Source organism: Streptomyces sp. NPDC001700 (genome assembly GCF_053596435.1).
On the sequence record NZ_JBSFGE010000002.1, the window covers coordinates 294,466 to 315,601 of the forward strand.

The window sequence follows — 21,136 nt, forward strand, 5'->3', positions numbered from 1 at the left end:
CCGGTCCCGTCCGGGCCGCTACGCCACGGTCAGTTCTGCAGGGCCGCCCGGTGCTCGTTGCGGGAGACTTCGGCCCACAGACCGGGCAGTTCGCGCTCGCGGGTGGCCGCGATGGCCTCCTCGCGGCCGTAGATCAGGCCGACGGTGAAGGTGGACTCCCCCGCCGCGTTCGCCTGGATGGCCAGCTCGCGCAGCGCCTCCCGCGCGACCACGCTGTCCTGGTGGTCGCCGAGCAGCTCCTGCACCTCGGTCATGAGCCCCGCGAACGCCTTCGCGGGCGCGCCGAGCGCCGGGCGGGCGGCCTCGGCGGCGTAGCGGGCCCGCTTGGCGTCCTTGCGGGCCTCGTGCAGGACGACGTCGCGCTCGGGCCCCGAGGGGGCGTCCAGGACCGGCTCCAGGCGGTCCGCGAGCCGTTCGTAGTCGCGCAGCACGGCCTTGCGGATCACCTCGGCGGCCGGGCGGGCGGCGGCCTGGCGCAGCGGCGGGGCGGCCAGGAGCGCGTCGAGGGTGCCGAGCAGCGCGAGATAGCGCTCGCCGTCCAGGACGCCGATCAGCCGGTCGCGGGAGCCGGTGCGGCGGGCGTGCGACCAGATCTCCAGCCGGGCGGCGACGGGGCCGAGCCGCAGTTCTACGGGGACCTCGGCGAGCCGTTCGCCGAGGCGCGCGGTGAGCACTTCGCGGTCCCGGTCGATGCCCAACTCGGCGGCCAGCCACTTCAGCTCGGCGCCGATGGGGTCGGTGACGGTGCGGTCCAGCACCTTGCGGTACGAGCGGAAGGCGCTGCGCAGGCGGCGGGTGGCGACCCGCATGCGGTGCACGGAGTCGGGGGTGTCCAGGCGTACGGCGGGGTCGAGGGTGACGATCGTGGTGATCTGGCGGCGCACGTAGTCCAGGACGGTGTCACCGGCGGTAGCTTCGGACTTCTTGGCGGCCTTCTTGGCGGCCTTCTTCTTCGCGGCGTCCTTCTTTCCCGGCTTGCCGGACTTCTTCTCCGGCTTCCCTCCGCGCGGACCGGTCTCGGCCAGGGCGCGGGCGAGCTTGGAGGGGAGGTCGGCGCGGCGCAGCCCGGCGCCCGTCAGATACGGCTCCAGGGTGTCGAGCAGCGCCGGGTCGCCGCCCTCGGCCAGCTCCACTTCGACCTCGGTCCAGCTCACCGGGTCGCCGGGGGCCGGGGTCAGCCGCCGTGCGGTGACCCGGTCGGCGGACAGCTCGGCGAGCAGGGCGCCGTCGCCGTCCACGAGATGGTGGACGTGCCGCTCGGACAGCAGGTGGACCAGCGGTACGAGGCCGGTGTCGCGGACCCGGGAGCGTACGAGGCCCGCAAGGTGCGGGGGCAGCGCGTCCGCGAGCGGGGCGCGGATCTCGTCCCGTACGTCGGGGCCCACCGGCAGCTTGAGGTGCCAGCCCGCGTCGTCGCCCCCGGTGCGGCGGCGCAGGGTGATGCCGTCGGCGGCGAGCCGCTGCCCGGGGGTGTCGTAGTACATGGCGTCGAGCGTGACGGTGCCCTGGTCCCTGACCTGCGCGATTCCGGCGACCCCGGCCAGCTCGGGAAGGGCGCCGGCCAGGGCGCCGTCATCGGTGGTCTCGTACTTGCGTTCGATCTCCCGCATCATGTCCACCATGGCGTGAATGTAGTCGCCCGGGACGTTTCGCGGGAGTCCCCCGCGTCCGGATCAGGCCGATACGGGCCTTTGCACCCGGATGGACTGGAGCAGTCCGATTCCGATCCATACGGCGAACATCGACGAGCCGCCGTACGAGACGAAGGGCAGCGGCAGACCGGCGACCGGCATGATGCCCAGCGTCATCCCGATGTTCTCGAACGACTGGAACGCGAACCAGGCGATGATCCCGGCCGCGACGACCGTCCCGTACAGCTCGGTGGTCCCCCGGGCGATCCGGCAGGCGCGCCACAGGACGACGCCCAGCAGCACGATGATCAGGCCCGCGCCGAGGAAACCCAGCTCCTCCCCCGCGACCGTGAAGACGAAGTCCGTCTGCTGCTCGGGCACGAACTGGCCGGTGGTCTGGGTGCCGTGGAAGAGCCCCTTGCCGGTGAGGCCGCCCGAGCCGATCGCGATGCGCGCCTGGTTGGTGTTGTAGCCGACGCCCGCCGGGTCCAGGGCGGGGTTGGCGAAGGCGGCGAAGCGGTCGATCTGGTACTGGTCGAGGACGTGCAGCTGCCAGATCAGCAGCGCGCCGATCACCGCGGTGGCGATCAGCCCGGCGACCCAGCGGTTGGACGCCCCAGAGGCGAGGAGCACCGCGAGCACGATCACCGCCATGACCATCACCGAGCCGAGGTCCGGCATCAGCATCACGATCGCGATGGGCAGTGCGGCCAGGCCGAGCGCCTGGACGACGGTGCGGTGGTCCGGACTGAGCCGGTCGCCCGCGTCGACGCGCGCGGCCAGCAGCATCGCCATGCCCAGGATGATCGTGATCTTGGCGAACTCGCCGGGCTGGAGGGAGAACCCGGCACCGATCACGATCCACGCGTGCGCGCCGTTGATGGTCGAGCCCAGCGGGGTGAGCACGGCGAGGACGAGGACGACGGACAGGCCGTACAGCACCGGCACCGCGCCGCGCAGGGTGCGGTGGCCGAGCCAGACGGTGCCGATCGCGAGCAGCAGCCCGATCCCGGTGTTCAGCGCGTGCCGCACCAGGAAGTAGTACGGATCGCCCTGGTTCAGCTCGGTGCGGTTGCGGGTCGCCGAGTAGACCAGCGCGGCGCCGATCGCGGACAGGGCCAGGCAGCTGAGCAGCAGCACCCAGTCCAGGCGGCGTACGAGCGAGTCGCGCGCCATGAGCTTGCGCCAGGTGCTGCGCTCGGGGGCGAAGCGGGGGACGGAGTAGCCGTGGGTCGAGGCGCTCACTGCCGCTCACCTCCCCGCCGCCTGGTCTCGCCCAGCAGGGCGAACGGCTTGCCCACCGGCTGGGCCTCGATCGAGCCGTCGGAGGAGATCTTGGGGAGGTCGGCCTGCGGCGTGGGCAGCAGCGCCTTCTTCTCGTTGATCCCGCCCTTGGCGTCGACCCCGTAGAGCGCGTTGTAGATCTTGCGCACCGCCGGGCCCGAGGCGCCGGAGCCGGTGCCGCCCTGGGAGATCGTCATGACGACCGAGTAGTCCTTGGTGTACGTCGCGAACCAGGAGGTGGTCTGCTTGCCGTAGACCTCCGCGGTACCCGTCTTGGCGTGCATCGGGATCTTGTCCTGCGGCCAGCCCTGGAACCGCCAGGCGGCGGTGCCCCGGGTGGCGACGCCCGCGAGCGCCTGGTCGATCCGCTCGTGCGTGTCGCCCTTCATCGGCAGCTTGCCGTGCGAGGTGGGCTTGATCTCCTGGATGTGCTTGCCGTCCGGGCTGACGATCGCCTTGCCGACGGTCGGGTCGTAGAGCGTGCCGCCATTGCTGATCGCCGCGTAGATGGTGGCCATCTGGATCGGGGTGACGAGGGTGTCGCCCTGGCCGATCGAGTAGTTGACGGAGTCACCGGCGCGCATCTTCATGCCTTCGAGGCAGTTCTCGTAGGAGAGCCGCTGGGTGTAGCTGCCGTCCTTCTTGCCGTTCTTGCACCAGGCGTCCTTGTTGGCCTTCCAGAAGTCCTTCTTCCACTGGCGGTCCGGGACCCGGCCGCTGACCTCGTTGGGGAGGTCGACGCCGGTCTCCTTGCCGAGGCCGAACTGGTGGGCGGTCTTGTAGAACCAGTCCCCCGCGTTCTTCTTGGGCTTGTTGCCGCCGTCCTTCTTCCACTGCTCGTAGGCGAGGCGGTAGAAGACGGTGTCGCAGGAGACCTCCAGCGCGCGGCCGAGGCTGATGCCGCCGTGGTTCTCGGATTCGAAGTTCTTGAAGACCTGGCCACCGATGTTGAACGAGCTGGTGCAGGCGTAGGGCCCGTCGAACCCGTACCCGGCGTTGACCGCGGCGGTCGTCGGGATCACCTTGAAGATCGAGCCGGGGGCCGCCTGGCCCTGGATCGCCCGGTTCAGCAGCGGGTAGTTGCTGTCCTTGCCGGTGAGCTTCTTGTAGTCCTTGCCGGAGATGCCGCCGACCCAGGCGTTGGGGTCGTACGACGGGTTGGACGCCATCGCCACCACCCGGCCGGTCTTGGCCTCCATGACCACGACCGAGCCCGAGTCCGCCTTGTACTTCGTGCCGGTGTTCCGGTCGTACTGCTTGCGGGCGTCCTTCATCGCCTGCTGCAGCTCCTTCTCCGCGACCGCCTGGACGCGTGAGTCGAGGCTGGTGACGACGTTGTCGCCGGGCCGGGCCCGCTGGCTCTCCCGCTGGCCGATGACGCGGCCGAGGTTGTCGACCTCGTAGCGGGTCACCCCGGCCTTGCCGCGCAGCTTGCTGTCGTACTCGCTCTCCAGCCCGTTGGAGCCGACCTGGTCGGAGCGGAGCAGCGGCGACTTGGTGTGCTCGGCCTTCTTGATCTGCTCGTCGGTGACCGGCGAGAGGTAGCCGAGGACCTGGGCGGCGTTGGAACCGGCCGGGGCGGCGTAGCGGCGGACGGCGGTGGGCTCGGCGCTGATCCCGGGGAAGTCCTCTTCGCGCTCGCGAATCTGGAGCGCCTGCTTGGCGCTGGCCTCGTCGGTGATCGGGATGGGCTGGTACGGGGAGCCGTTCCAGCAGGGCTGCGGGGTCTCGGCGTCGCACAGCCGGACCTTGTCCTTGACGTCCTTGGGCTTCATGCGGAGGACGCCCGCGAGCCGGGTGAGGACGGCCTCGCCGTCGTCCGGCTCCTTCATCAGCGCGGTGCGGCTGGCGGAGACGACGAGCCGGGTCTCGTTGTCGGCGAGGGGCACTCCGCGGGCGTCCAGTATCGAGCCGCGGACGGCCGGGTGGACGACCTGCTGGACGTGGTTGTTGGCGGCCTTCTCGGTGTATTCGTCGCCGTTGCGGATCTGCAGGTACCAGAGACGTCCGCCGAGGGTGAGCAGCAGCGAGAAGACGATGATCTGGATGGCGACGAGGCGGACGGTGACCCGGGGAGTCCGCCCGGTCTCCGGGATATTGCTCATGGCGCTCCGTTGAGGGTGGAGGCGGGAGACGGGAGGGCTGCGACGGCCGGGCGGAGGACGGCGGCGCTCGGCGGAAGGGGGCTGCTCACAGGCGCTTGACCCCCTTGAGCTTGATACGGCCGTCCTTGATCCGGCCGGTCCGCTTCGTCGCCTTCGTCAGCAGGCCACCGCCCTGGGCGCCGAACCGGGCGGCCCGGCCGGTGCGGCGGAACCGGCTCATCCGCCCGGCCCGGACGCTGCCCGCCGAGGTGATCCAGCGGGTGCCGCTCTCGGTGCCGGTGCCGCCGGAGCTGTCGGCCATCCGGTCGTTCTCCCCGCGTCTGGCCAGCCCCATGATCAGCGGCACCGTGAAGGGTGCCAGCAGCAGGTCGTACAGGGCGGCCGTGAACAGCAGCTGGCCCAGGCCCACATGGCGGGCCGCGTCGTCGCCGACGAGGATGCCGACCCCCGCGTACAGCAGGGTGGCGCCGATGGCCGCCGCGACGACCACCACCATCGGCCCGGTGGCCGACCGGAGCTGGCCGCTCTCGGGCTTGGCGAGCCCCGCCAGATAGCCGACGACGCACAGCACCAGGGCATAGCGCCCGGCGGCGTGGTCGGCGGGCGGGGCGAGGTCGGCGAGCAGTCCGGCGCCGAAGCCGATCAGGGCGCCGCCGGTGTGGCCGTAGACCAGCGCGAGGCCGAGAACGACGAGCAGCAGCAGATCGGGGACGGCGCCGGGCAGCTGCAGCCGGGCGAGGACGCAGATCTGGACGACGAGGGCGACGACGACGAGGACGGTCGACAGGACGACACGGTTGAGGCGCAGCATCGGTCAGCTCCTGTTGGCCGGGTTCGTGGCGGTGGCGGAGGGGGTGGCCGTGACAGTGACCGTGGGCGCCGGCTTGGGCTTCGCGGGCTTGGGCGGCAGCACGGTGTCGCGCGGGTTGGAGCGCGGCGGCTGGACGACCACGCCGACGATGTCCAGCCTGCTGAAGCGGACGTAGGGGCGCACCTGCAGAGTGCGGGTGAGGTCGCCGCCGGTGGGGTCGACGCGGACCACCTTGCCGACCGGGACGCCGGGCACGAACGGCTTGTCCGCCTGGGAGCCGAAGGTGACCAGCCGGTCGCCCTTCTTGATCTTCGCCTTGCCGTTGAGGAGCTGGACGTGCAGGGAGCGGTCGCCGCGGCCGGTGGCGAAGCCCAGCTCGCTGGACTTCTCCATCCGGGTGCCGACGGTGAAGTCGGGGTCGATGGCGAGCAGCACGGTGGAGGTGGAGGGGCCGACCGTGGTGACCCGGCCGACGAGTCCGTCGCCGTTGATGACCGTCTGGTCGCGCTGGATGCCGTCGTCGCTGCCGACGTCGAGGGTGACGGTCCAGGAGAAGCCCTGGGCGGCGCCGATGCCGATGACCTCGGCGCCCTTGATGCCGTACTGGCCGGTGCCCGCGACCCGGCGCAGCTTGTCGAGTTCCACCGACCGGGCGCGGTTGCGGTCGTCGCTGCCGAGCCGCTGCCTGAGTCTGGTGTTCTCCTGCTCCAGTTGACTGATCCGGGAGTGCCGCGCGTCGGAGTCCCGGATGGCGGCCACGGCGTTACCGACGGGATCGACGGCGTGCGCGACGCCGTCCTCCACCGGGCCGAAGGCGGAAGCGGCGCCCTGCCGGGCGCCGTCGAGGGGCGAGTCCTCGCCGCCGCGGATGTCCACCGTGATCAGTGCGAACGCGATGGCGATCAGCAGCACCAGGAGCAGCCGGCTCTCTCGTGTGTCCCTCACGTGCGGCGACGTGCCTTCCTCGTCGAAGTCGGACCGGTCCCGATCTCGTTGTGGCCGTCCGGTCCTTAAGGAGCCTTATGCCTGTATATCAGCGGATCCGCCGATGCGCCGTACGGGCGACACACCGCCCGCACGGCCGATCCGCCTGGTTGTCATCTGCGCGGCTGGGCGTCCAGCACCTGCTGGAGCGCCTCGAATTCCTCCACGCACTTACCGGAGCCGAGCGCCACCGAATCCAGCGGATCCTCGGCGATGTGGATGGGCATGCCGGTCTCGCGGCGGAGCCGCTCGTCGAGGCCGCGGAGCAGCGCGCCGCCGCCGGTGAGCACGATGCCGCGGTCCATGACGTCGCCGGACAGCTCCGGCGGGCACTTGTCGAGCGTGGTCTTGACCGCGTCGACGATGGAGTTGACCGGCTCCTCCATGGCCTTGCGGACCTCGGCGGCGGAGATCACGACGGTCTTGGGGAGCCCGCTGACCAGGTCACGGCCACGGATCTCGGTGTGCTCCTCTTCCTCGCTCTCGAACGCGGAGCCGATCGTGATCTTGATGTTCTCGGCGGTGCGCTCGCCAAGGAGGAGGCTGTACTCCTTCTTGATGTGCTGGATGATCGCGTTGTCCAGCTCGTCGCCGGCGACCCGGATCGACTGGGCGGTCACGATGCCGCCGAGCGAGATCACGGCGACCTCGGTGGTGCCGCCGCCGATGTCCACCACCATGTTGCCGGTGGCCTCGTGGACCGGCAGCCCGGAGCCGATGGCCGCGGCCATGGGCTCTTCGATGATGTGCACCTGGCGGGCGCCCGCCTGCGTGGACGCCTCGATGACGGCGCGGCGCTCGACTCCGGTGATACCGGACGGAACGCACACGACCACCCGGGGACGGGCCAGATAGCGGCGCTTATGGATCTTCAGAATGAAGTACCGCAGCATCCGCTCGGTGATCTCGAAGTCGGCGATAACGCCGTCCTTGAGCGGACGCACGGCGACGATGTTGCCAGGGGTGCGGCCGATCATCTTCTTTGCCTCGGCGCCCACGGCGAGAATTCCGCCGGTGTTGGTGTTGATGGCGACGACGGATGGCTCGTTGAGGACGATCCCGCGGCCCCTGACGTACACCAGCGTGTTGGCGGTCCCGAGGTCGACAGCCATGTCACGGCCGATGAACGACATGTTGTTCCCCATGAGGATACGTCAGGCCTTCCCTGCTGGAGCGATTGCTTGCTTGAGGTCGGCAGGATGTGGTGCGCTGCGAGGCGCGGAAGCTTCATCGTAGTCACGCCCGCGCGAACACGCTGCGGGGGTCCTCCGCCATTGTCAGCAGAACACGAGCCCGCCCCCTCTAATGGTGACGTCGTGTCGCGGAGATGCGTTCCCCCGATCGGCTCGCATATGCCAAGAGGCGGCCGATAAATTCGACCGCCCCCAGGTCAGCAGGGGTGTGACCAGCTGATGATCGATCAGGACAAGATCAGGCGAGATCAGGCGAGATCAGGCGAGACCGGGAAAGAAAATCTTGATTTCCCGCTCGGACGACTCTTCGGAGTCCGAGGCATGGATCAGATTTTCCCGAACGATGGTGCCGAAATCGCCACGGATGGAACCGGGCGCCGCGGCGATCGGGTCGGTCGGCCCGGCCAGCGCCCGGACGCCCTCGATCACACGCTCGCCCTCGACGACCAGCGCCACGACCGGGCCGGAGGACATGAACTCCACCAGGGGCTCGTAAAAGGGCTTGCCGACGTGCTCCGCGTAGTGCTGCTCCAGAAGCTCACGGCCCAGCTGGCGCAGCTCCAAGGCGGAGATCGTCCAGCCCGCCTTCTGCTCGATCCGGCCGAGAATCTCGCCCACCAGACCACGTCGTACGGCGTCGGGCTTGAGAAGGACGAGCGTGCGCTGGCTCACGGTGCGGGCTCCTTTGGCAGTGACATAGAAGAAGTGGCATGCGGGTGAAGCTGTGCGGCTGAGGCTACATGGGTGATCGTCGGCCACGTCACGCAGCGTCAGGCGAGGCGGCGGAGGTCGCGGCGAACCGCTCCTTCGCCTGGTCGACCTTCCGGCCGAAGTGGACCGAGGCCCACCACAGCGCGGCGAACACCACGCCGAGGATGAACATGGTGGTCACGACGAAGCCGCTCAGCACCAGTCCGATCTGCAGGGCCCAGCCGATCTGCACCGCCCCGGGACGGCTCAGCATCCCGCACAGCAGTACACACAGTGCCATGGCGATACCGCAGACCGTCCACACGGTCCCCATCGACAGACCGGACACCTTCATCGCGACCAGCCCCGCGAAGCCGATCACGAAGAACTCACCGATCAGAGTGGAGGCGCACAGCGTCCGCATTTCAGCCCTTTCCCAGAAGCAGCCGGGCCTCGCCGACCGTGATGACCGACCCGGTGACCAGCACCCCCGCACCAGCGTATTCGCCCTCCTCCTCGGCGAGGGTGATCGCGGCTTCCAGGGCGTCGTCCAGCCGGGGCTCGACCTGCACCCGCTCGGAGCCGAACACCTCGACGGCGAGCCCGGCCAACTCATCGGCGTCCATCGCGCGATGGCTGGAATTACGGGTCACCACGATTTCGGCGAAAATCGGCTCAAAGGCTTCCAATAGCCCACGAACGTCCTTGCCGTCGCTGGCCCCGACCACACCGATCAGCCGACTGAAGTCGAACGCCTCGGCGACCGCCTCGGCCGCCGCCCGGGCGCCGCCGGGATTGTGCGCGGCGTCCAGCACCACGGTCGGACTGCGGCGCACCACCTCCATCCGGCCCGGGGAGCTGACGGAGGCGAACGCGGAGCGGATGGTGTCCAGGTCGAGCGGCCGGGCGTGCTGGGAGCCGACGCCGAAGAACGCCTCGACGGCCGAGAGCGCCACCGCCGCGTTGTGCGCCTGGTGGGCGCCGTGCAGCGGGAGGAAGATCTCGGGGTACTCACCGCCGAGACCGCGCAGCGTCAGCAGCTGGCCGCCGACCGCCACCTCGCGGGAGACCACCCCGAACTCCATGCCCTCGCGGGCCACCGTGGCATCCACCTCGACGGCGCGCTTGAGCACCACGGACGCGGCCTCCACGGGCTGCTGCGCGAGCACCACCGTGGCGTCCTGCTTCACTATCCCGGACTTCTCGGCCGCGATCTCCGCCGGAGTGGTGCCGAGCCGGTCGGTGTGGTCCAGGGAGATCGGCATGATCACCGCGACGTCCGCGTCGATCACATTGGTGGCGTCCCAGGTGCCGCCCATGCCGACCTCGACGACCGCGATGTCCACCGGGGCGTCCGCGAAGGCCGCGTACGCCATGCCGGTGAGCACCTCGAAGAACGACAGCCGGTACTCCTGCCGGTCGTCGACCATCTGGATGTACGGCGCGATGTCCTCGTAGGTCTCGATGAAGCGCTCGGCCGAGATCGGCGCCCCGTCCAGACTGATCCGCTCGGTGACGGACTGCACGTGCGGGCTCGTGTAGCGGCCGGTGCGCAGCTCGAAGGAGCCCAGCAGCGCTTCGATCATGCGGGCCGTGCTGGTCTTGCCGTTCGTCCCGGTGATGTGGATCGAGGGATAGGCGCGGTGCGGCGAGCCGAGGATGTCCAGCAGCGCCTCGACGCGCACCAGCGAGGGGTCGAGCTTGGTCTCGCCCCACCGCGTGGCCAGCTCCTCCTCCACCTCGCGCAGCCTGCGGTCCACCTCGGGGTCGGAGGGCCGGGCCGGAATGCCGTCGCCCTCCGGCGGACCCGACTGCGCGCGCAGCGTCCGGCTGCCGGCCTCGATCACCGCCAGATCGGGGTCACGGTCGGTCTCGGCTCCGACGATGTCATCGAAATCATCGGGTTCGTTCTGTTCGTCCGGTTCGTTCTGGGGGCGCTCGCTCACACCGCCCAGTCTACGAGCCACCCCTGACACGCCTCGGAAGCGCCCATGCCGTCCCGGGAGGGATCCCTCAGGACGCCGCCCCGCTCTTCACCGCTGCGGACATCATCGACTTGGCGATCGGCCCGGCCAGGCCGCCGCCGGAGATGTCCGCGCGCGGGGCGTCGCTGTCCTCGACCACCACCGCGACCGCGATCTTGTGGCCGCTGCCGTCATCCGCGTAACTCACGAACCACGCGAACGGATTACCGCTGTTGTTCTCGCCGTGCTGAGCGGTGCCGGTCTTGCCGCCGACCTGCATCCCGGGTATCCGCGCGTTGGTGCCCGTGCCCTTCTCCACGACCGTCCGCATCGCCGACCGCAGCTCCTCCGCCGTGGACTTCGACATCGCCTGGGTGAAGGTCTCCGGGTCGGTCTGGTCCAGCGCGGTCGCGTTGCCGTCCGTCGTGCGGTCCACCTCGTACGGCTTCATCAGCTTGCCGTCGTCCGCGATGGCCGAGGTGACCATCGCCATCTGCAGCGGCGTCGCCGTCACGTCGAACTGGCCCATGCCCGTCAGCGCCGTCTGAGACTTGTCCATCCCGCTCGGGTACACGCTCTTCGCGGCGCGCACCGGGATGTCCAGCTTGGAGTCGTCGAAGCCCAGCTTCTTGGCCTCGTCCCCCAGCTTGTCCTCGCCCAGGTCCACGGCCAGCTTCGCGAAGACCGTATTGCACGAGTACTGCAAGGCCGTGCGGATCGTCGCGTTCTTACAAGGCGCCGACGCGTTCTCGTTCTTCATGTCGGTGACCGTGCCCGGCAGCCGGTACGGGTCCGGGCTCTTGGTCGGCTCGTCCACCGACGAGTAGAGCCCGTCCTCCAGGGCGGCCGCCGCGACCACCAGCTTGAAGGCCGACCCCGGCGGATACGTCTGGCGCAGCGCCCGGTTCAGCATCGGCTGATCCTTGTCCTTGGTCAGCTTCAGCCACGCCTTCTGGTCCGAGGTGTCGGACCCGGCGAAGGCGGCCGGGTTGTACGAGGGCGTGCTGGCCAGGGCGCGCACCGCACCGGTCTCCGGGTCGATCGCCACGGCCGCGCCGGTGTTGTTCCCCAGCCCCTTGTACGCGGCCTTCTGCACGGCCGGGTCGATCGTGGTCATCACGTCGCCCGGCTTGGACGGCTCCCGGGTCAGCGCCTCAAGGGGGTTCTTCAGCCGGGAGTCGGAGCCGTCGAGCACCGACCGGTCCAGGGCCTCCAGCTGGTTGCTGCCGTACGACTGCGAGGCATAACCGGTGACCGGGGCGTAGACCTTCCCGTCGTGGTAGGTCCGCTTGAACTTCAGATCGCCGGACGTGGCGGTGGAGCCGGTGATGGTCTTCCCACCGGCCATGATGTTGCCCAGCGGGTTGGCGTACTGGCTGATGGCCGTCCGCTGGTTGTGGGAGTCGTCCCGGTACTCGGCGCCCTCCACCACCTGGACATAGGTGACCCAGGCGAGCAGGGCCAGCACGAGCAGCAGGGAGAAGACCGACGCGCGCCGCAGCGGTTTGTTCATGGGAGGGGGGAACTCCTTCCGGGACGTACGGGTGGATAACTCCCGGACGGCGACCATGGGTTCCCGGCCAGGCGTGCGGATGGCCTCCCGCGGGCCCACTGTGGGACATCGCACACCGGCCCGGGGCACTCCGGGAAGCACGGAGCGCCCCCGCCGGGAAGGGCGGGAGCGCTCGGTACCAGCCCAGGGTCAGCCCTGGGGTCAGGCCTGGGGCAGGGTCGCCAACTGCGCGGTGATCCTGGCGATGTCGGCCTCGGCGGTCGACTGCCGGGCCCGGATCTTCTCCACCACGTGGTCGGGCGCCTTGGCCAGGAACCCTTCGTTGGACAGCTTGGCCGTGGTCTGCGCCTTGTCCTTCTCGGCCGCGGCGAGGTCCTTGGCCAGCCGCTTGCGCTCGGCCTCGACGTCGATCGCGCCGGACAGGTCCAGGGCCACGGTCGCGCCCGCCACCGGCAGCGAGGCGGTGGCGGTGAAGTCGTCCCCGGCGGGCTGGAGGCGCAGCAGGGAGCGCATCGCGTCCTCGTGCGCCGCGAGCGACGTGCCGGACAGCTCCAGCCGGGCCGGAACCTTCTGGCCGGGCTGGAGACCCTGGTCGGCGCGGAACCGGCGGACCTCGGTGACCACCTGCTGCAGGTTCTCGATCTCCCGCTCGGCCGCCTCGTCGCGGAAGCCGCTGTCCTTCGGCCAGTCGGCGATGACGACCGACTCCCGGCCGGTGAGCGCGGTCCACAGCTTCTCGGTGACGAACGGGACCACCGGGTGCAGCAGCCGCAGCGTGACGTCCAGGACCTCACCGAGGACGCGCCGCGAGGCGTCGGCCTCCGGGCCGCCCTTCTGGAAGGTGGTCTTGGACAGCTCGACGTACCAGTCGAAGACCTCGTCCCACGCGAAGTGGAAGAGCGTGTCCGAGAGCTTCGCGAACTGGTAGTCGTCGTAGAACGCGTCGACCTCCGCGACGACCTCGTTGAGCCGGGACAGGATCCAGCGGTCGGTGGCCGACTGCCGCTCGGGGGTGGGCAGTTCGCCCTCGACCGTCGCGCCGTTCATCAGCGCGAAGCGGGTCGCGTTCCAGATCTTGTTGGCGAAGTTACGGGACGCCTGGACCCAGTCCTCGCCGATCGGCACGTCCACCCCGGGGTTGGCACCGCGGGCGAGGGTGAAGCGGACGGCGTCGGAGCCGTAGGCGTCCATCCAGTCCAGCGGATTGACCGCGTTCCCGAAGGACTTGGACATCTTCTTGCCGAACTGGTCGCGGACCATCCCGTGCAGGGCGATGGTGTGGAACGGCGGGGTGCCGTCCATCGCGTACAGGCCGAACATCATCATCCGGGCGACCCAGAAGAAGAGGATGTCGTAGCCGGTGACCAGCACCGAGTTCGGATAGAACTTCGCCAGGCTGTCGGTCTGCTCGGGCCAGCCCAGCGTGGAGAACGGCCACAGGCCGGAGGAGAACCAGGTGTCCAGGACGTCACTGTCCTGGCGCCAGCCCTCGCCGCCCGGAGGCTCCTCGTCCGGTCCGACGCAGACGACCTCGCCGTTCGGCCCGTACCAGACCGGGATGCGGTGGCCCCACCACAGCTGGCGCGAGATGCACCAGTCGTGGAGGTTGTCGACCCAGTCGAAGTAGCGCTTCGACATGTCCTCGGGGTGGATCTTGACCCGGCCGTCGCGGACGGCGTCGCCCGCCTCCTTGGCCAGCGGGCCGACCTTGACCCACCACTGCATGGACAGCCGCGGCTCGATCGTGGTCTTGCAGCGCGAGCAGTGGCCCACGGAGTGGGCGTACGGGCGCTTCTCGGCCACGATCCGGCCCTCGGCGCGCAGCGCGCCGACGATGGCGCTGCGCGCCTCCAGCCGGTCCAGGCCCTGGAAGGGGCCGTGCGCGGTGATGATCGCGTGCTCGTCCATGACGGCGAGGTTCGGCAGGCCGTGGCGCTGCCCGATCTCGAAGTCGTTCGGGTCGTGGGCCGGGGTGACCTTGACCGCGCCGGTGCCGAACTCCGGGTCGACGTGCTCGTCGGCGACGACCGGGATGCGGCGGCCGGTGAGCGGCAGCTCGATCTCGGTACCGACCAGGTGCCGGTAGCGCTCGTCGTCGGGATGGACGGCGACCGCGGTGTCGCCGAGCATCGTCTCGGCGCGGGTCGTGGCGACGACGATCGAGTTGTCGCCCTCGCCGTACCGGATCGAGACCAGCTCGCCGTCGTCGTCCTGGTACTCCACCTCGATGTCGGAGATGGCCGTGAGACAGCGGGGGCACCAATTGATGATGCGCTCGGCGCGGTAGATCAGCTCATCGTCGTAGAGCTTCTTGAAGATGGTCTGGACGGACTGGGACAGCCCGTCGTCCATGGTGAACCGCTCGCGGTCCCAGGCGACGCCGTCGCCCAGCCGCCGCATCTGGCCGGAGATCTGCCCGCCGGACTCGTTCTTCCACTGCCACACGCGCTCGATGAACGCCTCGCGGCCCAGGTCGTGCCTGGAGGCGCCCTCCTTGGCCAGCTCGCGCTCGACCACGTTCTGGGTGGCGATACCGGCGTGGTCCATGCCCGGCTGCCACAGCGTCTCGTAGCCCTGCATCCGCTTGCGGCGGGTGAGCGCGTCGATGAGCGTGTGCTCGAAGGCGTGGCCCAGGTGGAGCGATCCGGTCACATTGGGCGGCGGGATGACGATCGTGTACGGCTCTTTGCCGCTCTTGGCGTCCGCCTCGAAGTAACCGCGCTCTACCCAGCGCTCGTACAGCTGCCCCTCTACGTCGGCCGGCGCGTACTGGGTCGGCAGTTCAGGGTGGCTGTTCGGCCCGCTGTCGGGGCGCTGCTGAGAGTTCTCGGTCACCCCCGCAGTCTAAAGGGCGCTCGGACTCCGTTACGAACCCGTTGCGGCCCCGCCGCAACCCCGCCGAGGCGCGTCGGGAAGGATGTTCAGGACCTGTCATGCGCATCTAGGAGAGGCACGATGAGCTACCAGCAGCCGACGCCGCAGCCCGGTCCCTACGGGGCACAGCCGGGCCCTCACGGCGCCGGCCAGCCGCCAGTGCCGAATCCGTACGCGCAGCCCGGCGGCTACGGTCACCCGCAGCCGGGACAGCAGTCGGGACAGCAGGGCGGTTACGCGGGCCCGAACCCGTACAGCGGCGGCAGCCCGTACGGCGGCGCCCCGGCCAACCCCTACGGTCAGCAGCCCCCGCAGGCTCCGCAGCCCCCGCAGGGCCCGCAGCAGGGCTTCTACGGCGGCCAGTCGACGCCGCCGCCCGCCGCGCCCAGTGGCCGCGGCAAGGGCCGGACCGTCGGTCTGGCGGTGGGCGCGCTGGTGGTCGTGGGCGCGCTGACGGCGGGGGCGTTCCTGCTGTTCGGCGGCGACAGCGGCCCGTACAAGCTCACGACCCCGACGACGGTCGCGGAGGAGTACCAGCGCCAGGGCAGCGGGACGGACGACGGCGATCTGTCGGCGGCGGGCAAGAAGGACCTCCAGCAGGTCCCGGTGGTCAAGGACCCGCACCTGGTGGCGGCCGACTACCAGACCGACGGCAAGGAGATGCTGAAGTTCACCGGGGTCTGGGGCGAGGTGACCGACCCGAAGCGGGGCGCGGACCTCGCCCTGGCGGTCATCGTCAAGGCGCTCCAGGACAACGGCACGGCCCAAGCGAGCGGAACGCCGCAGGAGTTCTCCCCGGACGGCTTCGACGGGGACGTCATGAAGTGCCAGTCCCTGAAGTTCACGTCGGATCAGGGATCCATGGAGGCACCCGCCTGCGTCTGGGGCGACAAGAGCACTCTGGGCGTCGCGGTGCTGGCGGACCCGGCGGGGGCCGTTCTCGGCGGCAGCATGTCGCTGAAGGACGCCGCGGGGCTGACCGCCAAGGTGCGCGAGGACGCACGCGTCGAAATCGACAAATAGCTACAACAGCACAACTAACGAGGGAAAAGATGAGCTACAACCAGCCGGGCCCCTACGGCCAGCAGCCCCAGCAGCCCCAGCAGCCTGGTCCCTACGGACAAGGCGGTGCCGCCGGTCAGCCCGGCTATGGCTACCCGCAGCAGCCGCCCCAGCAGCCCGGCCCGTACGGCCAGCCGCAGCAGCCCGGCTACGGTCACCCGCAGCAGCCCGGCCAGCCGCAGCAACCGTACGGCCAGCCGCAGCAACCGTACGGTCAGCAGCCCTATGGCCAGCAGCCGTACGGCCAGCCGGGCATGCCGGGGCCGTACCAGCCGGGTCCGGGCCAGGACGGCGGCAAGAAGAAGGGCCTGGCGATCGCCATCGGCGCGGTGGTCGTGGTGGCCGCGGTGATCGGCGGCTTCATGGTGTTCAGCGGGAGCGACAGCGGCGGCGAGGTCGCCGATGACGGCAAGCGGTACAAGATCACCACCCCGGAGACGGTCGCCACCGAGTACACCAAGCAGGCGGGCAGCGATGACTCGATGACCTCCAGCGACACCAGCGACTTCGAGAAGTTCGGCGTGCAGGACCCGAAGGGCACGGGTGCGACCTACCGGGCCGGGTCCGGGATGACCCAGAAGCAGCTGCAGTTCAAGGGCGTCTGGGGCGAGGTGGAGGACCCCGAGGCGGTCGTCGACGGAGCCTTCTCGAAGATCGCGAACGAGGCCACCAAGGACTCGACCGGCAGCAGCGGCGAGCAGGCCGAACTCGTCGGCAGCCCCGAGAAGGTGACTCCCGCCGGGGCGGACGACGCCATCGTCAAGTGCCAGAAAGCCAAGATCACCCTTGGTTCCGGCGCCAGCGCGAGCGGCGTGGGCAGCAAGCCCTTCACCGTTCCGATCTGCATGTGGGGCGACCACAGCACGGTCGCCTTCGTGACCTTGACCGACGCCTCCGCCATGCTCTCCGGCGGGGGCATGTCGCTCGACCAGGCCGGGGAGGTCGTCGCGAAGCTCCGCAAGGACGTCCGCGTCGAGATCCCCAAGTAGCGGCCCCGCGCCGCCCCCGTCCCCGCACCGCCCACCGTCCGGAGGGATACCCCCACACCCATGAGCCACAACCAGCCACCACCGCCGCCCGGTCCCTACGGCGGCGGTCCCTACGGCGGCGGGCCCGGCCCGTACGGGGGCGCGCAGCCCAACCCGTACGCCCAGCCCCCGGGTTACGGCTATCCGCAGGCGCCCCAGCCGGGTTACGGCTATCCGCAGCAGGCGGGGCCCTACGGACAGCCCCCGCAGCCGGGGTACCCGGCGCCGCCCGGACCCGCGCCGGGCCGTAATCGCACCAAGATCATCGCGATGTCGGCGGCGGGGCTCGTGGTGGTGGGGGCGATCGTCACCGGTGCGGTGGTGCTGTCGGGCGGGGGCGACAGCGGTCCCGAGGCGATACGGCTCGTCACGCCGAAGACGCTCGACAACGGCACGTACACCCTGGCCAAGGGCACCGACGCGCTGAAGGACGAGGGCACCAGCGTGCAGGACAGCATGCCCAAGGGCGCGACCTCAGTCCTCGGCCAGTACCGGCGCGCCGACGACGGGAACTCGGGGCTCGCGTTCTCCGGCATGTACGGGGAGATCAACGACCCCGACCGGGTCCGGGACGGGATGTTCCGGGGGTTCGAGAACGGTGAGGGCTCTCCGACGGTCGAGCGGAAGCGCGAGACGTTCCGGCCGGAGGGCTCGGACGGCCCCGCCATAGACTGCGAGGTCGTCAAGATGTACGACCGGATCTACGCCCCGGCGTGCGCGTGGGCGGAGGAGACGGACGCGGCGATGGTGCTCGACGTCAACGCGGAGAACACCTCCGCGTCCGACGTCGACATGGAAGCCTTCGCGAAGGTGACCGCGGGCATCTACCAGGACACGCGTAAGCCCGCCTGAGAGCCGCGCAGACGGCCTGAGACGCGAAGAGGGCCCGGGATTCCCCGGGCCCTCTTCGTATGCGCTCTACGCGGCGTTCACGCGCTCTTCTCGTGCCGTTCACCCGGCTCGGTGCCGCGCGAGCGGGGCACCAGCGTCGGGTTGACGTTCGAGTGGACGACGTCCTCGGTGATGACGACGCGGGCCACGTCCTTGCGGGACGGCACCTCGTACATCGCCGACATCAGGACCTCTTCGATGATGGCGCGCAGGCCGCGCGCGCCGGTGCCGCGCAGGATCGCCTGGTCGGCGATGGCCTCCAGGGCGGGCCGGTCGAAGTCCAGCTCCACGCCGTCGAGTTCGAAGAGCCGCTGGTACTGCTTGACGAGCGCGTTCCGCGGCTCGACCAGGATCTGCAGCAGCGCCTCGCGGTCGAGGTTGTGGACGGAGGTGATGACGGGGAGCCGGCCGATGAACTCCGGGATCATCCCGAACTTCACCAGGTCCTCCGGCATGACCTCCTGGAACTGGTCGCTCGCCTCGATCTCGCGCTTGGAGCGGATCGTGGCGCCGAAGCCGATGCCCTTGGCACCGGCCCGCGACTCGATGATCTTCTCCAGACCGGCGAAGGCGCCGCCCACGATGAACAGCACGTTCGTCGTGTCGATCTGGATGAATTCCTGGTGCGGGTGCTTCCGGCCGCCCTGCGGCGGGACGGAGGCGGTGGTGCCCTCAAGGATCTTCAGCAGCGCCTGCTGCACGCCCTCGCCGGAGACGTCACGGGTGATCGAGGGGTTCTCGCTCTTGCGGGCCACCTTGTCGATCTCATCGATGTAGATGATGCCCGTCTCGGCCTTCTTGACGTCGTAGTCGGCGGCCTGGATCAGCTTGAGGAGGATGTTCTCCACGTCCTCGCCGACGTAACCCGCCTCGGTGAGCGCGGTGGCGTCGGCGATGGCGAAGGGAACATTGAGCATCCGGGCGAGCGTCTGCGCGAGCAGGGTCTTCCCGGAGCCCGTCGGACCGAGCAGCAGGATGTTGGACTTCGCCAACTCGATGCCGTCGTCCTTGCTGTGGCTGCCGTTCTCACCGGCCTGGACCCGCTTGTAGTGGTTGTACACCGCGACGGACAGGGCCTTCTTGGCGGCCTCCTGGCCGACCACATAGCCCTCGAGGAACTCGGAGATCTCACGCGGCTTGGGAAGTTCCTCCCACCGCACTTCCGAGGTCTCTGCCAGCTCTTCCTCGATGATCTCGTTGCAGAGATCGATGCATTCATCGCAGATGTACACACCAGGGCCCGCGATGAGCTTCTTCACCTGCTTCTGGCTCTTCCCGCAGAACGAGCACTTGAGCAGGTCGCCGCCGTCACCGATGCGTGCCACGAGGTGCTTCCCCTTCGCCTTGGATCCGCTTTGCTCCGCGGAACCGGGTGCTTGCGCTGCGAGCTTTCCGCTTGATGTTTCCGGGGCCGGCCCCCAGCCCTCTATGACGGTACCTTGCCGGGCCCCCGGTTCGGGCCCCCCTTGGACCTAACTGGTCCAAGGGGCGCCGGGTGACCCGGGCTTCAGCCCAGGCCGACCGAGGTCTTACGGGTCGAGACGATCTGGTCGACCAGACCGTACTCCAGCGACTCCTCGGCAGTCAGGATCTTGTCCCGCTCGATGTCGTCGCGGATCTTCTCGATCGGCGTGGTGGAGTGCTTGGCCAGCATCTCCTCCAGCTGCGACCGCATCCGGAGGATCTCGTTGGCCGCGATCTCCAGGTCGGAGACCTGGCCCCGGCCGGTCTCGCTGTACGGCTGGTGGATCAGGATACGGGCATTGGGCAGCGCCATCCGCTTGCCGGGGGTACCGGCGGCGAGCAGCACGGCCGCGGCGGACGCCGCCTGGCCCATGCAGACCGTCTGGATATCGGGCTTGACGAACTGCATCGTGTCGTAAATGGCGGTCAGCGCGGTGAACGAGCCGCCGGGCGAGTTGATGTAGACCGAGATGTCGCGGTCCGGGTCCATCGACTCCAGGCACAGGAGCTGCGCCATGACGTCGTTGGCCGAGGCGTCGTCGATCTGGACGCCCAGGAAGATCACGCGCTCTTCGAAGAGCTTCGCGTACGGGTCGTACTCCCGGACACCCTGGGAGGTGCGCTCGACGAAGCGCGGGACGACATAGCGCGATTCGGCCATCGGGCCGTCGTAGCGGCCGCTGCCGGGAATGTTGTTCATCTGGGTGTTCACCATCCTGTGGCGATCAAAGGGCTGGAGGTCGGCTATCGGGACGGCGGGGCTCAGGCCCCGGTGCCGCCCCCGCCCGGAACGCCCGAGGCCGAGGCCATGACGTCGTCGACCAGGCCGTACGCCTTGGCCTCCTCGGCGGAGAACCAGCGGTCGCGGTCGGAGTCGCGGGTGATCTGCTCAACGGTCTGACCGGTGTGGAACGCGGTCAGCTCGGCCATCCGCTTCTTGGTGTGCAGCAGCCGCTCGGCGTGGATCTTGATGTCCGAGGCCGAACCGGCCAGGCCCGCGGACGGCTGGTGGATCAGGATCTCGGCGTTCGGCAGCGCGAACCGCTTGCCGGGGGTGCCCGCGCTCAGCAGGAACTGGCCCATCGAGGCGGCGAGACCCATGGCGATGGTGACGACGTCGTTCGGGATGAACTGCATGGTGTCGTAGATCGCCATGCCCGCCGAGATCGAGCCACCCGGAGAGTTGATGTAGAGGTTGATGTCCTTGTCCGGGTCCGCGGCGAGCAGGAGCAGCTGCGCGGTGATCTTGTTGGCGATTTCGTCGTCGACCGGCTGGCCGAGGAAGATGATCCGCTCACCGAGCAGCCGGTTGTAGACCTGGTCGCCGAGGCCACCGCCGGTCGGCTCGCCGGCGGCGGAAGGCATCGTATTCGTCACGTATCCACCTGCTCGTCTCTGACGGCGACTGGCCGTCTCAGCGTCTTCTTCTGGGCTCGGGACGGGCCGGCCGGTGCGATCCGGCGGGCCTGCGAGACTCCCTGCCCTCGTATCTACGGACCCTAACGCGCTGGTCGGCGGCCGCCATCCCGCATCAGGAACTGTTCGCTCTGAGCGCAGGTTCCGCGGCCCCCGCGGACTTCGGGGAAGCGGACTTCAGGGAAGGGCGCTTCACGGAAGGCGCGCGGAAGGCGTGCGGAAGACT

At 69.6% G+C, this 21,136-nt stretch carries 17 protein-coding genes; 3 read left to right on the forward strand and 14 right to left on the reverse strand.

Annotated features, from left to right (window positions below; all coding sequences use genetic code 11):
- Positions 1-29: 29 nt before the first annotated feature.
- From ACWC5C_RS04800 to ACWC5C_RS04850, 11 genes are all read right to left on the reverse strand, one after another.
- Positions 30-1,622 carry a CYTH and CHAD domain-containing protein gene (locus tag ACWC5C_RS04800; RefSeq protein WP_450873699.1) on the reverse strand — a complete coding sequence of 531 codons (1,593 nt, stop codon included), beginning with the start codon at positions 1,620-1,622 and terminating at the stop codon, positions 30-32.
- A 51-nt stretch (positions 1,623-1,673) separates the two neighbouring features.
- Positions 1,674-2,807 carry a rod shape-determining protein RodA gene (rodA, locus tag ACWC5C_RS04805; RefSeq protein WP_450874004.1) on the reverse strand — a complete coding sequence of 378 codons (1,134 nt, stop codon included), beginning with the start codon at positions 2,805-2,807 and terminating at the stop codon, positions 1,674-1,676.
- Between the two features lie 65 nt (positions 2,808-2,872).
- A complete protein-coding gene (gene mrdA, locus ACWC5C_RS04810) occupies positions 2,873-5,020 on the reverse strand; it encodes a penicillin-binding protein 2 (protein ID WP_450873701.1) in 2,148 nt (715 codons plus the stop codon).
- A gap of 85 nt (positions 5,021-5,105) precedes the next feature.
- On the reverse strand, positions 5,106-5,831 hold the full coding sequence (gene mreD, locus ACWC5C_RS04815) for a rod shape-determining protein MreD (RefSeq protein WP_385436099.1): 726 nt from the start codon (positions 5,829-5,831) through the stop codon (positions 5,106-5,108).
- 3 nt (positions 5,832-5,834) lie between these two features.
- Positions 5,835-6,776, reverse strand: a complete 942-nt coding sequence (gene mreC, locus ACWC5C_RS04820) for a rod shape-determining protein MreC (RefSeq protein WP_450873703.1) — start codon at positions 6,774-6,776, stop codon at positions 5,835-5,837.
- 152 nt (positions 6,777-6,928) lie between these two features.
- The gene (locus tag ACWC5C_RS04825; RefSeq protein WP_039941926.1) at positions 6,929-7,948 is read right to left on the reverse strand and encodes a rod shape-determining protein; all 1,020 of its coding nucleotides are present in this window, start codon (positions 7,946-7,948) and stop codon (positions 6,929-6,931) included.
- Positions 7,949-8,266: 318 nt separating this feature from the next.
- Positions 8,267-8,680: a nucleoside-diphosphate kinase gene (gene ndk / locus ACWC5C_RS04830; protein ID WP_385436101.1), complete on the reverse strand. Its 414-nt coding sequence runs from the start codon at positions 8,678-8,680 to the stop codon at positions 8,267-8,269.
- 88 nt (positions 8,681-8,768) lie between these two features.
- On the reverse strand, positions 8,769-9,122 hold the full coding sequence (locus tag ACWC5C_RS04835; RefSeq protein ID WP_450873706.1) for a DUF4233 domain-containing protein: 354 nt from the start codon (positions 9,120-9,122) through the stop codon (positions 8,769-8,771).
- A gap of 1 nt (position 9,123) precedes the next feature.
- Positions 9,124-10,644 (reverse strand): bifunctional tetrahydrofolate synthase/dihydrofolate synthase, encoded by a 1,521-nt coding sequence (gene folC, locus ACWC5C_RS04840; protein ID WP_450873708.1) that lies wholly within the window; start codon positions 10,642-10,644, stop codon positions 9,124-9,126.
- Positions 10,645-10,711: 67 nt separating this feature from the next.
- The gene (locus ACWC5C_RS04845; RefSeq protein WP_450873710.1) at positions 10,712-12,175 is read right to left on the reverse strand and encodes a peptidoglycan D,D-transpeptidase FtsI family protein; all 1,464 of its coding nucleotides are present in this window, start codon (positions 12,173-12,175) and stop codon (positions 10,712-10,714) included.
- A gap of 201 nt (positions 12,176-12,376) precedes the next feature.
- Positions 12,377-15,010 carry a valine--tRNA ligase gene (locus ACWC5C_RS04850; RefSeq protein ID WP_450873712.1) on the reverse strand — a complete coding sequence of 878 codons (2,634 nt, stop codon included), beginning with the start codon at positions 15,008-15,010 and terminating at the stop codon, positions 12,377-12,379.
- A gap of 120 nt (positions 15,011-15,130) precedes the next feature.
- Here ACWC5C_RS04850 and ACWC5C_RS04855 point away from each other — a divergent pair, with 120 nt between their 5' ends.
- The 3 genes from ACWC5C_RS04855 to ACWC5C_RS04865 are packed head-to-tail and all read left to right on the forward strand — an operon-like array spanning position 15,131 to position 17,991.
- Positions 15,131-16,072, forward strand: a complete 942-nt coding sequence (locus tag ACWC5C_RS04855; protein WP_450873714.1) for a hypothetical protein — start codon at positions 15,131-15,133, stop codon at positions 16,070-16,072.
- 29 nt (positions 16,073-16,101) lie between these two features.
- Positions 16,102-17,100 (forward strand): hypothetical protein, encoded by a 999-nt coding sequence (locus ACWC5C_RS04860; RefSeq protein WP_450873716.1) that lies wholly within the window; start codon positions 16,102-16,104, stop codon positions 17,098-17,100.
- A gap of 60 nt (positions 17,101-17,160) precedes the next feature.
- Positions 17,161-17,991 (forward strand): hypothetical protein, encoded by an 831-nt coding sequence (locus ACWC5C_RS04865; RefSeq protein WP_450873718.1) that lies wholly within the window; start codon positions 17,161-17,163, stop codon positions 17,989-17,991.
- A gap of 77 nt (positions 17,992-18,068) precedes the next feature.
- Here the strand turns inward: ACWC5C_RS04865 and clpX are convergent, their stop codons facing one another.
- The 3 genes from clpX to ACWC5C_RS04880 all read right to left on the reverse strand — a co-directional run bounded on the left by clpX (position 18,069) and on the right by ACWC5C_RS04880 (position 20,871).
- On the reverse strand, positions 18,069-19,355 hold the full coding sequence (gene clpX / locus ACWC5C_RS04870; protein WP_358617682.1) for an ATP-dependent Clp protease ATP-binding subunit ClpX: 1,287 nt from the start codon (positions 19,353-19,355) through the stop codon (positions 18,069-18,071).
- Positions 19,356-19,537: 182 nt separating this feature from the next.
- Positions 19,538-20,194 (reverse strand): ATP-dependent Clp protease proteolytic subunit, encoded by a 657-nt coding sequence (locus ACWC5C_RS04875; RefSeq protein WP_450873720.1) that lies wholly within the window; start codon positions 20,192-20,194, stop codon positions 19,538-19,540.
- Positions 20,195-20,256: 62 nt separating this feature from the next.
- Positions 20,257-20,871 (reverse strand): ATP-dependent Clp protease proteolytic subunit, encoded by a 615-nt coding sequence (locus tag ACWC5C_RS04880; protein WP_385436109.1) that lies wholly within the window; start codon positions 20,869-20,871, stop codon positions 20,257-20,259.
- Between the last annotated feature and the right edge of the window lie 265 nt (positions 20,872-21,136).

What these genes read in the sequence shown, in the direction of transcription:
- ACWC5C_RS04875 (WP_450873720.1), bottom strand. Translation starts at nt 20,194, where the DNA reads ATGAACAACATTCCCGGCAGCGGCCGCTACGACGGCCCGATGGCCGAA.
- mreD (WP_385436099.1), bottom strand. Translation starts at nt 5,831, where the DNA reads ATGCTGCGCCTCAACCGTGTCGTCCTGTCGACCGTCCTCGTCGTCGTC.
- mrdA (WP_450873701.1), bottom strand. Translation starts at nt 5,020, where the DNA reads ATGAGCAATATCCCGGAGACCGGGCGGACTCCCCGGGTCACCGTCCGC.
- ACWC5C_RS04865 (WP_450873718.1), top strand. Translation starts at nt 17,161, where the DNA reads ATGAGCCACAACCAGCCACCACCGCCGCCCGGTCCCTACGGCGGCGGT.
- ACWC5C_RS04825 (WP_039941926.1), bottom strand. Translation starts at nt 7,948, where the DNA reads ATGTCGTTCATCGGCCGTGACATGGCTGTCGACCTCGGGACCGCCAAC.
- ACWC5C_RS04860 (WP_450873716.1), top strand. Translation starts at nt 16,102, where the DNA reads ATGAGCTACAACCAGCCGGGCCCCTACGGCCAGCAGCCCCAGCAGCCC.
- ACWC5C_RS04800 (WP_450873699.1), bottom strand. Translation starts at nt 1,622, where the DNA reads ATGGTGGACATGATGCGGGAGATCGAACGCAAGTACGAGACCACCGAT.
- ACWC5C_RS04835 (WP_450873706.1), bottom strand. Translation starts at nt 9,122, where the DNA reads ATGCGGACGCTGTGCGCCTCCACTCTGATCGGTGAGTTCTTCGTGATC.
- rodA (WP_450874004.1), bottom strand. Translation starts at nt 2,807, where the DNA reads ATGGCGCGCGACTCGCTCGTACGCCGCCTGGACTGGGTGCTGCTGCTC.
- ACWC5C_RS04855 (WP_450873714.1), top strand. Translation starts at nt 15,131, where the DNA reads ATGAGCTACCAGCAGCCGACGCCGCAGCCCGGTCCCTACGGGGCACAG.
- ACWC5C_RS04845 (WP_450873710.1), bottom strand. Translation starts at nt 12,175, where the DNA reads ATGAACAAACCGCTGCGGCGCGCGTCGGTCTTCTCCCTGCTGCTCGTG.